10 protein-coding genes are annotated in these 13,675 nt (G+C 70.7%); 5 read left to right on the top strand and 5 right to left on the bottom strand.

Annotated features, from left to right (window positions below):
- Positions 1 to 323: 323 nt before the first annotated feature.
- From AC08OV_RS18905 to AC08OV_RS18890, 4 genes are all read left to right on the top strand, one after another.
- Positions 324 to 1,058: an amino acid ABC transporter ATP-binding protein gene (locus AC08OV_RS18905; protein WP_476613912.1), complete on the top strand. Its 735-nt coding sequence runs from the start codon at positions 324 to 326 to the stop codon at positions 1,056 to 1,058.
- Between the two features lie 208 nt (positions 1,059 to 1,266).
- On the top strand, positions 1,267 to 2,226 hold the full coding sequence (locus AC08OV_RS18900; protein WP_476613911.1) for a glutamate ABC transporter substrate-binding protein: 960 nt from the start codon (positions 1,267 to 1,269) through the stop codon (positions 2,224 to 2,226).
- 114 nt (positions 2,227 to 2,340) lie between these two features.
- Positions 2,341 to 2,961 (top strand): amino acid ABC transporter permease, encoded by a 621-nt coding sequence (locus AC08OV_RS18895; RefSeq protein ID WP_476593989.1) that lies wholly within the window; start codon positions 2,341 to 2,343, stop codon positions 2,959 to 2,961.
- Positions 2,958 to 3,839, top strand: coding sequence for an amino acid ABC transporter permease (locus AC08OV_RS18890; protein WP_476593985.1), 882 nt, complete (start codon positions 2,958 to 2,960; stop codon positions 3,837 to 3,839). The genes AC08OV_RS18895 and AC08OV_RS18890 overlap by 4 nt, the downstream gene beginning before the upstream one ends.
- Here the strand turns inward: AC08OV_RS18890 and rny are convergent.
- The 4 genes from rny to AC08OV_RS18870 form a co-directional block, all read right to left on the bottom strand.
- Positions 3,785 to 5,779: a ribonuclease Y gene (gene rny, locus AC08OV_RS18885; protein WP_476613910.1), complete on the bottom strand. Its 1,995-nt coding sequence runs from the start codon at positions 5,777 to 5,779 to the stop codon at positions 3,785 to 3,787. The genes AC08OV_RS18890 and rny overlap by 55 nt on opposite strands.
- Before the next feature lie 344 nt (positions 5,780 to 6,123).
- Positions 6,124 to 6,732, bottom strand: a complete 609-nt coding sequence (gene recX, locus AC08OV_RS18880) for a recombination regulator RecX (protein ID WP_476613909.1) — start codon at positions 6,730 to 6,732, stop codon at positions 6,124 to 6,126.
- A 3-nt stretch (positions 6,733 to 6,735) separates the two neighbouring features.
- Positions 6,736 to 7,773 (bottom strand): recombinase RecA, encoded by a 1,038-nt coding sequence (gene recA / locus AC08OV_RS18875; protein ID WP_476613908.1) that lies wholly within the window; start codon positions 7,771 to 7,773, stop codon positions 6,736 to 6,738.
- A gap of 166 nt (positions 7,774 to 7,939) precedes the next feature.
- On the bottom strand, positions 7,940 to 8,134 hold the full coding sequence (locus AC08OV_RS18870; RefSeq protein WP_476613913.1) for a DUF3046 domain-containing protein: 195 nt from the start codon (positions 8,132 to 8,134) through the stop codon (positions 7,940 to 7,942).
- 192 nt (positions 8,135 to 8,326) lie between these two features.
- Here AC08OV_RS18870 and AC08OV_RS18865 point away from each other — a divergent pair, with 192 nt between their 5' ends.
- Entirely contained in the window at positions 8,327 to 13,012 is a 4,686-nt protein-coding gene (locus AC08OV_RS18865; RefSeq protein ID WP_476613907.1) for an ATP-dependent helicase, read from the top strand.
- Here the strand turns inward: AC08OV_RS18865 and AC08OV_RS18860 are convergent.
- Complete coding sequence (locus AC08OV_RS18860) at positions 12,990 to 13,487, bottom strand: RNA polymerase sigma factor (protein WP_476620047.1); 498 nt, start codon at positions 13,485 to 13,487, stop codon at positions 12,990 to 12,992. The two genes, AC08OV_RS18865 and AC08OV_RS18860, sit on opposite strands and share 23 nt — an antisense overlap.
- Positions 13,488 to 13,675: the final 188 nt, after the last annotated feature.

The raw sequence follows: 13,675 nt of genomic DNA, 5'->3' as shown, positions 1-13,675 counted from the left end.
GGTTGGGCTGGGTTGGGTCCGGCGGGGACGGGATCGCGTCGCGGACCGCCTCGCCGGCGGGACCGGGGCCCTCCCCGTCGGGAGCTGGGGCGACCCATCCTGGCCTGGAGGCCGCCCGAGATATCGGGCAACACCCCGCTCGATATATTTGCATAGCTGCAGGGATACTATTCTCGAATGTTCCCGCCAGTGCGCCGAAATCCGCGCGAGACGACCGCCCCAGCTGTCGGCCCCACGACCGATCCGCGCGCCTGGCCGTTCCATCATGAGGCCGCCGGGACGCTCGGCCCAACACCACACCGTCATTGTGCCGGGAGGTCGACATGCCTTTGGTGACCCTGGAAGGCGTCGGGAAGTCGTTCGGCGACAACCGGGTCCTGGCCGACGTCGACCTGTCCGTCGAGGCGGGCGAGGTCGTCATCATCATCGGGCCCTCGGGGTCGGGGAAGTCGACCCTGTGCCGCTGCATCAACCGATTGGAAACGATCGACGAGGGCCGGATCCTCTTCGAGGGCCGTCCCCTGCCCACGGAGAGCCATGAGCTCGCCCGGATGCGGTCACGGGTCGGAATGGTATTCCAATCGTTCAACCTCTTCGCGCACAAGACGGTGCTCGAGAACGTCACCCTGGGGCCGGTCAAGGTCCTGGGGCACAACCGCCTACAGGCCCGCGCCCGGGCCCAGGAACTACTGGAACGCGTGGGGATCGCCGACAAGGCGGACCGGTTGCCCCGCCAGCTCTCCGGCGGCCAGCAGCAGCGCGCCGCCATCGCCAGGGCGCTGGCGATGGATCCCGTGCTCATGCTCTTCGACGAACCGACCTCGGCGCTCGACCCAGAGATGATCTCCGAGGTGCTGGACGTGATGAGGTCACTGGCCACCAGCGGCATGACCATGATCGTCGTCACCCACGAAATGGGATTCGCGCGTTCCGCCGCGGACCGGGTGGCCTTCATGGCGGACGGCCGCATCCTCGAGATCGCCCCGCCCGAGAGTTTCTTCGCCGCGCCGCGGACCGAACGCGCCCGGGACTTCCTGGCCCGGGTCCTGCAGCACTGACCTCCACCGACCCGGCCCAACCGGGCCCAACCCGGCCCAACCGGGCCCGACCCGGTCGCACCCGCCGCCCGCCGCGCCGCCGGCACCCGGAGGCACACCAGAGGCACGTACCACCGGAGGGACGCAGTTCCTCAGGGGGACACACACCACCCGACGCCAGATCACCTGCTCCGGACCCGCGGTCCGGACCACTGCGAGAGGATCAGTCATGCGTACATCGTTCAGCCGGACGCGGCGCCCCGCCGCCGGGCATCTCAACGGGAGCTCAGGCGGGTTGTCACGCGGACGCAGCCGCCACAGGCGCGGCGGCGCGCTCCTCGCCGGCGTGACGCTGCTCGCCGCCCTCGGGCTGAGTGCCTGTGGGAGCGGCGGCGACGACGCCTCGGCACCCACCGCCTCGGTGACCTTCACCGCCGGCACCACCATGGCCCGGCTGCACGACGCTGGAAAGATCATCATCGGGACGAAGTTCGACCAGAACCTGTTCGGGCTGAAGAACCTCAGCGGCCAGCCCGAGGGCTTCGACGTCGAGATCTCGAAGATCGTCACGGATGCCCTGGGCATCCCACGCGACAAGGTCTCCTACGTGGAGACCGTGTCGGCCAACCGTGAACCCTTCATCCAGCAGGGCCGGGTCGACCTCGTGGTGGCCACCTACACAATCAACGACAAACGGAAGAAGGTCGTCGACTTCGCGGGGCCGTACTACGTCTCCGGCCAGTCCATCATGGTCGCGAAGAACAACACCGACATCACCGGCAAGGACACCCTTGCCGGCAAGAAGGTGTGCTCGGTCAGCGGATCCACGCCGGCCGAGAACATCCGCCGGGTGGCGCCCACCGCCCAGCTCGTGCTGTTCGATGTGTACAGCAAGTGCGCCGACGCGTTGAAGAACGGTCAGGTCGACGCGGTCACCACGGACAAGGGCATCCTGCTGGGTCTCGTCGACAAGGACCCCGACGCCTTCAAGGTGGTGGGTGACACCTTCACGAAGGAGCCCTACGGCATCGGCCTCAAGAAGGGTGACGACGCGTTCCGGAACTTCATCAACGACACGCTCGAGGCCGCTTACAAGGACGGGCGCTGGGAGAAGGCGTACACCTCGACCCTCGGCAAGGTGGAGCCGACCGTGCCCACTCCCCCGGCTGCCGACCGGTACACGTCCTGATCCGCCAATCATCGCTCGGGGCACGACCGGTCGGCCTCACCCGGGCCGACCGGTCGTCCACCCGCCACCGCCTGAGGGAGGACAGCGATCGACGCCGTCATCGATAACCTCGACATCTTCGCCGAGGGCTTCCGCCGGACGGTCGGGCTAAGCCTGTTCGCGTCCGTCGCGGCGCTGATCCTCGGTACCGTCCTCGCAGCGATGCGGGTCTCCCCCGTGCCCCCGCTGCGCTGGACCGGCACCGCCTACGTGCAGACGGTCCGCAACACCCCGCTGACCGTCGTGTTCTTCTTCGTGGTGTTCGTCCTGCCGCAGCTGGACATCGTCTTCTCATATTTCACGTTCGCGGTGGTCGCGCTCTCGATTTATCACGCCGCGCTGGTCTGCGAGGCGGTGCGTTCCGGGATCAATGGGGTCGACCTCGGTCAGGCCGAAGCGGCTCGTGCGTTGGGCCTGACCTTCTCCCAGACACTGCGAATGATCATCCTTCCGCAGGCATTCCGCAACGTGCTGCAACCGCTGGGCAGCGTGGTGAGCGCGCTGATCCGCAACACCTCGATCGCCGCGGCGTTCGGCGTCGAGGAGCTGACCGGCATGGTCCAACGGCTCACGACCGTCAATCCGGATGCGGTGATCGTCGTGCTGCTCGGCGGTGTGGTGGCATACCTGATCCTCACCGCGGTGCTGGCAGCCGGGCTGTCCCTGGCCGAACGACGGGTGGCGAGGGCGCGATGAGCACCGAGATCATCCTGGCCGATCCACCGGGTCCGCGTGGTCGGCGTCGCATCCTGATCGCGAGTGTGGTGGCCGCCGCTGTCCTCGTCGGGCTGGTCACGCTGGCGGTGCTCCGCCTCGCCGACTCCGGCCAGCTCGACGGCAAGCGCTGGAGTGTCTTCGTCGATCAACCGGCGCTGCGCACCCTGCTGTGGAACGGGCTGCTCGACACGCTGCGCGCCGCGCTGACCGCGATGCTGTTCGCCTCGGCGGTGGGGACCCTGCTCGCCCTGGCCCGGCTGTCCCAGCGCCGGGCGGTGCGCATCCCGGCCACGCTGCTGGTGGAGCTGTTCCGCAGCCTGCCTGTCCTGATGCTCATCCTGTTCGCCTACCTCGGTCTGCCGGCGCTCGGCTGGCGGCTCTCGGCGTTCTGGGCCCTGGTCATCGGGCTGACCGCCTACAACGGGGCGGTGCTCAGCGAGATCTTCCGCGCCGGGATCCAGTCGGTCGACCGGGGGCAGACGGAGGCCGCGGCGGCGGTCGGGCTGCGGCCGGTCCAGATCTTCCGCCTCATCCAGTTTCCCCAGGCGGTCCGGCGGATGAGCCCGACGCTGGTGAGCCAGCTGGTGACGTTGCTCAAGGACACCTCACTGGGCTACGTCATCGCCTACAGCGAGCTGCTGCGATCAGGACGCAGTGCGGTCGAGTACCTGGGCAGCAGGTACGCCCTGCCCATCTACACCGTCATGGCGGTGATGTACATCGTCACCAACGGGCTGCTGTCGCTGTTGGCCCGATGGCTGGACCGCCGCCAGGACCGCCGCCTCGGCGGCCGCATCCCGGCTCAGCGGGCGGTGCCCACCGCACGGGTCTCGCGCACGACGGTCACCCGGATCTGACCCGGATAGGTGAGCTCCTCCTCGATCTGCCTGGCGACGTCCCGGGCGAGCAGATGGGCGGCGAGATCGTCGACCTCCTCGGGCACGACCATGACACGCACCTCCCGGCCGGCCTGCATGGCGAACACCTTGTCGACACCCGGACGGTCACCGGCGATCTGCTCGATGCGCTCGAGCCGTTTCACATACGACTCCAGGCTGTCGCGGCGGGCGCCAGGCCGGCCACCGGAGATCTGGTCAGCGGCCTGGGTCAGCACCGCGCAGATCGAGCGGGGTGCGACCTCGTTGTGATGGGCCTCGATCGCGTGCACGACCTCCTCGTCCTCACCGTAGCGACGGGCCACATCCGCCCCGATCAACGCATGAGAGCCCTCGATCTCGTGGGTAAGAGCCTTGCCGAGGTCGTGCAGCAGAGCCGCTCGTTTCGCAAGTGGAAGCGGCATGCGCAGCTCGGCGGCCATGATTCCGGCGAGGTGGGCGCTTTCGATCAGGTGCGCGAGCACGTTCTGGCCGTAGCTGGTTCGGTAACGCAACTGGCCCAGCAGATTGACCAGCTCGGGGTGCATCTCGGAAATGCCGGTCTCGAGCAGGGCGTCCTCGCCCGCCCGCACGCACCGCTCGGCCACCTCGAGCTGGGCGCGGGCGTGCTCCTCCTCGATGCGGTGCGGATGGATCCGGCCGTCGGACACCAGAGCCGCCAGCGTGATGCGACCGACCTCGCGACGCACCGGATCGAAGCAGCTCAGCAGCACCGCCTCGGGCGTGTCGTCGATGAGCACGTTGACCCCGGTGACGGACTCGAAAGCCCGGATGTTGCGTCCCTCCCGCCCGATGATCCTGCCCTTCATCTCATCGCCGGGAAGATGCAGGACCGTCACGACGGACTCGGTGGTCTGGTCAGACGCGACCCGTTGGATGGCGGTGGTCACGATCCTGCGGGCGCGTTCCTCACCCTCCTCCTCAGCCCGGGCCTCGATCTCGCGGACCATCAGCGCCGCCTCCCGCCGGGCCTCCTGCTCGATGACGGCGATCAGCTCCCCCCTGGCCTGCCCGGCGGTGAGCCCGGCCACCTGCTCCAGCGCGGCATGACGGGCACGTTCGAGGTCGGCCACCTCAACCGTCCGACGGGCCAGGTCGTTCTCCCGGTCGAGCAGGTCGCGGTCGCGGCCCGCCAGGCGACGACTATGATCGTCGATGCTGGCCATCCGGTCCTCGACGCGCTGTTCCCGAGTGGCCAGCGCAGCCTCCCGGCTCTGCAGTTCCGTCCGCCGGGCCTGCTGCTCACCGTCGAACGCCGCCCGCGCCGCGGCGATCTCGGTCCGGGCGGCCTCCTGCTCGGCGCGGACGGACTCTCTCGCCGCGGCCTGGAGCCGCGAGGTTTCGACTGCCGCCTCGGCGAGCATCCGCTCGCGCAGTAGGGCGACATCCTCCTCGCCGCGTCGCCGGATCTCGGCGGCATCCCGCTCAGCCCGCGCCAACCGTTCCGCCGCCTCCCGTTCGGCTCGGGCCACAATCTGCGCCGCCTCCTCCGCGCTACCACCATGAGCCGCGCGGAGGCCGCCGTCGGAGCGATCGGCGGTCACGGCCGAACCCCCGGTCCGCGCGGCGGTGCCGTCTCGATCGGCGGGTGAGTCGGCGTCCGTCGTGGCCGGAGCGCCGGAACCCTCCCGGACCGTGGGCAGGACGCGGACCGTCGGCTCCTCGTCGAAGTCCGCCGGACTCGTCACGTCCGCCGGACTCGTCACGTCCGCCGGACCGGTCACGTCCGCTGGACCGGTCACGTCCCCGACGTCCCGGGCGGCCGGGGTTCGGGACACCACCGGAGCGGGGTCGGGTATCTTGTCAACCCGGGTCGCCCGGACCAACCGCGCCACGGCGAGGATCAGAACGCTCAGGACGGCAAGTACGAGTGACGACAGGACGACGAGGACGCCCTCCATCGCTGCTCCCTCCGCTTCCGTCGGACCCGCACAGGCGGGCTGGAGCGGCGAAGGACCCTCGTCTCGGCACGATCACAGCCGTAGAGGGGCAGCACGCGGATTGCGCCATTGCGATATGGAGCCCGGACGGCCTCCCGAACCGGCCTATCCAACGTCGACCGGCCGGCGAGCATACCGTCTTCGGGCACCCACTCGCAGCGGCTGCCTCCGTGTGAAGTTGGACGAGCTATCAAGACCGCGTCGCCGCGGGAGTCCTGTCACCTTTCAAGAAAGACTAGGTCTCGCACAATCCCTGGTCAAGAAATAAGGGCGCATTGACGGCCCAGGCTCAATCTCCCCACCACTCACACCGAGCCGTCGTCTTCGTCGCCATCGACCACCCAGGCCATCCGACCTCCGCCGTCGAGCCCCTGAGCGACTTGCTCGCTCACGACCCGGACCGCCAGTTCGACCGGATAGCCCTTTCGGGTCAGCATGGCGAGGAGCCTTCGGGTACGGACCTGCTCGGGCAGGCGGTCCATCGACCGCAGCCGACGAAGGACGAGCTCGCGGGCGCCCTCCTCCTCGTCGTCCGCCCCGACCACCGCCACGGCGGCCTCGACGGTGTCCGGATCCACTCCCCGCTTACGCAGCTCTGTGGCCAAGGCCTGCCTACCCAGCCCACGACGGGCCCGAGCGGAGGAGACGAAGGCGGCGGCGAAGGCCTCGTCATCGATCAGACCGACGGCGGCCAACCGGTCGAGGACCACACCGGCGATCTCATCGGTGACCCCTCGTCGCCGCATGGTCGCCGCAAGCTCTGCTCGGCTCCTCGCTCTGGTCGCCAACTGATGCAGACAGATCTCCCGCGCGACCGAGATCGGATCCTTCAGCCGCGGCTCTTCGTCCGCCGCGACGGCCGTCCGGGCGAACGACGGACCGGCCGCGGCATTCCCCGGATCTGCTCCTGCCATCGGCTACAGATCGACCGGGACGGGCGCCACGGCATCGGATTCGAGACTGGGCAGGATGCCGAGCTTCTCCTTGATCTTCTTTTCGATCTCGTTGGCCAGATCGGGGTTGTCCCGCAGAAACGACCGGGCGTTCTCCTTGCCCTGGCCGAGCTGATCGCCGTCGTAGGTGTACCAGGCACCGGACTTACGAATAATGCCGTGCTCGACCCCCATGTCGATCAGGGAACCCTCCCGGCTGATACCGCCTCCGTAGACGATGTCGAATTCGGCGGTCCGGAACGGCGGCGCCACCTTGTTCTTCACCACCTTGACGCGGGTCCGGTTACCCACGGCCTCCGTGCCGTCCTTGAGGGTTTCGATACGACGGACATCGAGGCGCACCGACGCATAGAACTTCAGCGCCTTACCACCGGTCGTGGTCTCCGGGGAGCCGAACATCACCCCGATCTTCTCGCGCAACTGGTTGATGAAGATCGCGGTCGTGCCGGAGTTCGCCAGCGCCGCGGTCATCTTGCGCAGAGCCTGGGACATCAGGCGGGCCTGGAGGCCGACGTGGCTGTCCCCCATCTCACCCTCGATCTCGGCCCTCGGGACCAGCGCGGCCACCGAGTCGATAACGATGATGTCCAGCGCGCCGGACCGGACAAGCATGTCCGCGATCTCCAACGCCTGCTCGCCGGTATCCGGCTGGGAGACCAGCAGACCGTCGGTGTCGACGCCGAGCTTTCCCGCGTACTCGGGGTCGAGCGCGTGCTCGGCGTCGATGAACGCCGCGATACCACCGGCCGCCTGCGCGTTCGCCACCGCGTGCAGGGCGACGGTCGTCTTCCCGGACGACTCCGGGCCGTAGATCTCAATGATGCGCCCCCGCGGCAGCCCGCCGATGCCGAGCGCGACATCCAGAGCAATCGAACCGGTGGGGATGGCCTGGATCGGCGGCCTGGCGTCGTCCCCCAACCGCATGACCGATCCCTTGCCGAACTGCTTGTCGATCTGCGCCAAGGCGTTATCCAACGCCTTCTCACGGTCGAGTCCTGCCATTGGAGCTACTCCATGCTGAGGTCGTCGAGTCTTGGCCACGAGGATGACGTTAGGCCGTGGGTCCGACAGTTTCGAGGGTCGAGGATGATCTGTGGACAAGTAGCCGCACAGGGACGACTCTAGACGAACATGCGTTCGACGACCCGACGACACACCGGACGGTGGCTCAGCGCTCCCGCGCCGGCACATCGAACTCCTCGCACACGGTTCGCCAGACGGTCTTGGCGTCGTCACCACGGGCCAGGGCCACCTCGACCGTCGCGCCACCGAGACCGGACAACACATGATCACGCGCAAACGACTCTGCGTACGCGGAACCGAACCGTGTGTTCATCTTCGCCCAGAACTCGGTCAACCGCACTTCGCCAGTGTGCACCGTCCGGACGGGACGGGACCACCCAAGGGGGTCCTGGTCGGGGATCCCCACCGGGGATCCCCGGTTGGGGTTCCCACCGGCGGAACCACGGTCGGGGGGAACCACGGTCGCGGGAACCACGACCGGGTCGAGGCCGGGCCCCACGGCGGGCCCGGCCTGAACCACACCGGCGGAAAGTTGTCGGTCCCTCGACGCAGACTGGTCAACGTGCCCGGCTTCACTTCCCCCGATCCGCCGGATCCGCTCACGGCGTTCTCCGCCCCGACCCGGAGCTGGTTCGGCGCGGCCTTCACCGCCGCGACCCCCGCCCAGCGGGGCGCGTGGGAGGCGATTCGCACCGGCGGCAACGCGCTGGTCGTCGCACCCACGGGTTCGGGGAAAACGCTGGCCGCCTTCCTGTGGTCGCTGGACACGCTGGCCCGCTCGACGCCGCCGGCCGAGCCCACCCGGCGCTGCCGGGTGCTCTACGTCAGCCCGCTCAAGGCGCTGGCCGTCGACGTCGAACGGAACCTGCGGGCGCCGCTCGCGGGGATACGCTCCGCCGCGCAACGGCTCGGTCTACCCCAGCCGGACGTGACCGTGGGTCTGCGGTCGGGCGACACCCCCGCCGCCGAACGGCGCGGTTTCGGCACCCGGCCCCCCGACGTCCTGATCACCACCCCGGAGTCGCTCTTCCTCATCCTCACCAGTGCCGCGCGGGAGTCGCTGCGCGGCGTCCGGACGGTGATCGTCGACGAGGTCCACGCGGTGGCGGGCACCAAGCGTGGCGCCCACCTCGCGCTGAGCCTGGAGCGTCTGGACGCCCTGCTGGACACCCCGGCCCAGCGGATCGGCCTGTCCGCCACGGTGCGGCCGGTCGAGGAGGTCGCCCGCTTCCTGGGCGGAACGGCCCCGGTGGCGGTGGTCCGCCCGCCCGCGGCCAAGACCCTCCAGATCGACGTCGTGGTGCCGGTCGAGGACATGACCCGGCTCGGCGGACCGCTCCTCGACGAGTCCCCGGACGGCTCGGCGGCCTCCGCTCCGCACCGAGCGTCGATCTGGCCGGCGGTCGAGCAGCATGTCCTCGACCTCGTGCTGGCCCATTCCGCCAGCATCGTCTTCGCCAACTCGCGCCGGCTCGCGGAGCGGCTCTGCGCCCGGCTGAACGAGCTGTACGCCGAGCGGCTCGCCGCGGCCACCGCCGCGGGCGAATCCGTGGCCGGGGACGGGCCGGGAGAAGCCGGCCGGACGTCACCCGCGGCGTTGATGGGCGCCTCGGGCCAGGGCGGCGGCACAGCGGGCTGGCCGGAGATCGCGCGGGCCCACCACGGCAGCGTGAGCCGGGAGCAACGGGCCGGAATCGAGGAGGATCTCAAGGCTGGCCGGCTGCCCGCGGTCGTCGCGACCTCCAGCCTGGAACTCGGCATCGACATGGGAGCCGTCGACCTGGTCGTGCAGATCGGGTCCCCGCCGAGCGTCGCCGCCGGGATGCAGCGCACCGGCCGCGCGGGCCACCAGGTCGGCGCCGCCAGTCGCGGCGTCATCATCCCGAAGCATCGCAGCGACCTGCTCGAATGCGCCGTGGTCGCCGAGCGGATGCGCTCGGGGGCGATCGAGCGGCTGCGGTACCCGCGCAACCCCCTCGACGTGCTGGCCCAGCAGATCGTGGCAATGACGGCGATGGAGGACTGGCACGTCGACGAGCTCGGCGCGCTGGTCCGGCGCACCGCGACGTTCGCGACGCTGCCGGCCTCCGCCTTCGAGGCGGTCCTGGACATGCTCGCCGGCCGCTACCCCTCCGACGCGTTCGCCGAGCTGCGCCCCCGCATCACCTGGGACCGCGTCACCGGGATCCTCACCGCCCGCCCGGGCGCCCAGCGGCTCGCCGTGACCAGCGGAGGCACCATTCCCGACCGGGGCATGTTCGGCGTCTTCCTCGTCGGGGAGCGCTCCAGCCGGGTCGGGGAACTCGACGAGGAGATGGTCTACGAGTCGCGGGTCGGCGACGTGGTGCTCCTCGGCTCATCCAGCTGGCGCATCGAGGAGATCACCGCCGACCGGGTCCTGGTGACGCCGGCTCCGGGACGGCCCGGTCGGCTCCCCTTCTGGCATGGCGACGCCCCAGGCCGACCCGCCGAACTCGGCCGCGCGCTCGGCGCGTTCCTGCGCGAGATCACCAGGTTGCCGGCGCAGGCGGCGGCCGACCGCGTCCGGGCCGCCGGCCTCGACGATCGGGCCACCGCCAACCTGCTGCGCTACCTCGACGAGCAGAAGGCGGCCGTCGGCCGTCTCGGTGACGATCGGACGATCGTCGTGGAGCGTTTCCGGGACGAGATCGGCGACTGGCGCCTGGCGGTGCACTCCCCGTTCGGTGCTCCGGTGAACGCACCCTGGGCGCTCGCCCTGGGCGCCCGGCTGCGCGAGCGGTACGGGGTCGACGTCCAGATCATGCACACCGACGACGGCATCGTCGCCCGGATCCCGGATGCCGCCGAGCCGCCCGGCGCCGATCTCGCGCTGTTCGAGCCGGACGAGATCGACGCGATCGTGCGGGCGGAGATCGGGAGCAGCGCCCTGTTCGCCAGCCGGTTCCGCGAGTGTGCCGGGCGGGCCCTGCTGCTGCCCCGCCGGACCCCGGGGCGGCGGACCCCGCTGTGGCAGCAGCGCCAGCGCAGCGCACAGCTGCTGTCCGTCGCCGCGACGTTCGCCAGCTTCCCCGTCGTGCTGGAGACCATGCGGGAGTGCCTGCAGGACGTGTTCGACGTTCCGGCGCTCGCGGAGCTGATGCGCGAGGTGTCGGCCCGCACGCTGCGGGTGGTGGAGGTGGAGACGCCGTCCCCGTCTCCGTTCGCCTCCGCCCTGCTGTTCGGCTACGTCGCCGCCTTCATGTACGACGGGGACGCGCCGCTGGCCGAACGCCGGGCGCAGGTGCTGTCACTGGACAGCTCCCTGCTGGCCGAGCTCCTCGGCGAGGCGGACCTGCGGGAGCTGATCGATCCCGCGGCGCTCGCGCAGGTCGCCGCGGAGCTCGCGCGGCTCGCCCCGGACCGCCACGCCCGCGATGTCGATGGGGTGGCCGACCTGCTGCGCATGCTCGGCGACCTCACCACCGCGGAGGCGGTCGCCCGGGGTGCCACCCTGGGCTGGCTCGCCGAGCTCGAACGGACCCGCCGGGCCCTGCGGGTCCGTATCGCCGGCGAGGAGCGGTGGGTCGCGATCGAGGACGCCGGCCGGCTGCGCGACGCCCTGGGCGTACCGCTGCCGGTGGGAGTTCCCGACGCCTTCACCGAACCGGTGCGTGACCCTCTCGGAGACCTGATCTCCCGCTATGCCCGTACCCACGGACCGTTCGACACCGAGGAACCGGCCGCCCGGCTGGGGCTGGGCACGGCGGTGGTCGCCGGTGTCCTGGACGGGCTGGTCCGCGGCGGCCGCCTCGTCCGCGGCGAGCTGCATCCCGACCGCGGCGGTGAGCAGTGGTGCGACGCGGGCGTGCTGCGCGCGCTGCGACGACGCAGCCTGGCCGCCCTGCGCAAGGAGGTCGAGGCGGTGCCGCCCCGGGTCCTCGGTGCCTTCCTACCGGCCTGGCAGTCGGTCACCAGCGGACGTGGCCGGGGGGTGGACGGCGTGCTGCGCGCCGTCGAGCAGCTGCAGGGCGCGCTGATCCCGGCGAGCGCGTGGGAACAGCTCGTCCTCCCGGCCCGCGTCGCAGACTACTCACCGGCGATGCTCGACGAGCTGTGCTCCGCCGGCGAGGTGCACTGGGCGGGCGCCGGCGGGCTGCCCGGGGACGGCGGCTGGTTGACCCTGGTCCTCGCCGACACCGCGCCCCTGCTGCTGCCTCCGCCCGACCCGGAGATCGCCTCGGGTCCGCTGCACACCGCGATTCTCGACGCGCTCACCGGCGGGGCGGCCCTGTTCTTCCGGGCGCTGTCCGACCGGATGGGCTCGCTCGACGACACGGCGCTCGCCACCGCGCTCTGGGATCTCGTCTGGGCGGGGCGGGTGACCAACGACACCCTCGCCCCGCTGCGCGCCCTGCTGGGTGCCGCCGCCGTCCCCCGTCCCCGGGCGGCACGGTACGGACGGCCGGCGATGCCACGGCGGACCGGCCCCCCGACGGCCGCCGGCCGCTGGTCGCTGCTGCCCGAGCGGGACACCGACCCGACCCGGCGCGCCCACGCGCTGGCCGAGGCGCTGCTCGAGCGCCACGGCATCGTCACCCGCGGCGCGGTGACCAGCGAGCGGCACCCGGGCGGGTTCGCCGGGGTCTACCGGGTCCTCAGCGCCTTCGAGGACGCCGGCCGCGCCCGCCGGGGCTACTTCGTCGAGTCCCTGGGCGCGGCCCAGTTCGCCGTCCCGGGAGCGGTCGATCGGCTGCGCTCCATCGCCGCGGCACAGCGGGACGCCGAGGCCGCCCCGGCCTGGGCGCAGCCGGCGGCCGGCCCACCGAGCTCATCGTCCGCGCAGGCCGTCGTCCTGGCCGCGGCCGATCCGGCCAACCCGTTCGGTGCCGCGCTGCCCTGGCCGACCCGACCGGGGGATGACGCGGACGGCGCCGCCGGCCACCGGCCGGGGCGCAAGGCGGGCGCGATGGTCGTCATCATCGACGGGGAACTCATCCTCTACGTGGAACGCGGGGGCCGTTCCCTGCTGTCATGGACCGAGAACGACCATCGGGTGGCCCCGGCGGTGGAGGCGTTGGCCCGCGCCGTGCGGGACGGCCGGCTCGGCAGGCTCACGGTGGAGAAGGCGGACGGGCAGACGATCGTCGGCAGCACCCTGGGTGCCGCCCTGGAGCGCGCCGGTTTCCACCCGACCCCGCGGGGCCTGCGGCTGCGGAGCATCAGTTCCGAGAGCATCAGTTCCGAGAGAAGGAAATGAGACGGGCACGTCCACGGGTGAACGCTCCCTCGGCAGCCTTGAGACTGATCTCCAGATCCGCGGCCGCCTCCCGGGTACTCTTCCCGGCCGCCCGAGCCATGATCACCTCACGCTCCCGGCCCTGCAGTGCCCCGGCCCGGGCCAGCAGCCAGCGGGCTTCCGCACGGTCGCAGACGGCGTCGTCCGGGGCCGGCTCCCACGGCTGCAGATAGCCGCGTACGACCGCCCGCTCCGCGCGCTGACGAGCTCTATGATGATCAATACACAGACGTAGCACCGTCGTCGTCAGAAACTGCCCGACCCGGCTCGCGTCGAGATCCCGAAATCCGGCGGCGCGGATGAATGCCTCGTGTACACAATCCTCCGCGTCGGCCTTGCTCGGCAACCGCCTACGGGCTATGTGGATGAGCCGATCACGATGCGGGAGCATCAGCAACCAGCGCTGCTGGCTGTATGGCCGGTCCAGCTCGACCACGGGCGCAGCGGATACAAAATCAACCGAGGGCGTGTCCCCGGCAGGGCATGTCACGGCTTGCTCCACCTGTCATGCTCAGACCGCGCCACCCCCCAGCACGATCGCCTACCTTCCCGGAGCGCGCCAGCACCGAGAACCGCGATGTGCCTTGGTCAGTTGGACCCGCTGCTTGCCAGAACAGCGGACTA

This window comes from Frankia sp. CeTa3Moorea, from assembly GCF_978021225.1.
This window is presented reverse-complemented; position numbering and strand designations above follow the sequence as displayed.

Bases quoted from the DNA above. Each gene is read 5' to 3' on its own strand.
- AC08OV_RS18905 (WP_476613912.1), top strand. From the start codon at position 324: ATGCCTTTGGTGACCCTGGAAGGCGTCGGGAAGTCGTTCGGCGACAAC.
- AC08OV_RS18900 (WP_476613911.1), top strand. From the start codon at position 1,267: ATGCGTACATCGTTCAGCCGGACGCGGCGCCCCGCCGCCGGGCATCTC.
- AC08OV_RS18890 (WP_476593985.1), top strand. From the start codon at position 2,958: ATGAGCACCGAGATCATCCTGGCCGATCCACCGGGTCCGCGTGGTCGG.
- rny (WP_476613910.1), bottom strand. From the start codon at position 5,779: ATGGAGGGCGTCCTCGTCGTCCTGTCGTCACTCGTACTTGCCGTCCTG.
- recX (WP_476613909.1), bottom strand. From the start codon at position 6,732: ATGGCAGGAGCAGATCCGGGGAATGCCGCGGCCGGTCCGTCGTTCGCC.
- recA (WP_476613908.1), bottom strand. From the start codon at position 7,773: ATGGCAGGACTCGACCGTGAGAAGGCGTTGGATAACGCCTTGGCGCAG.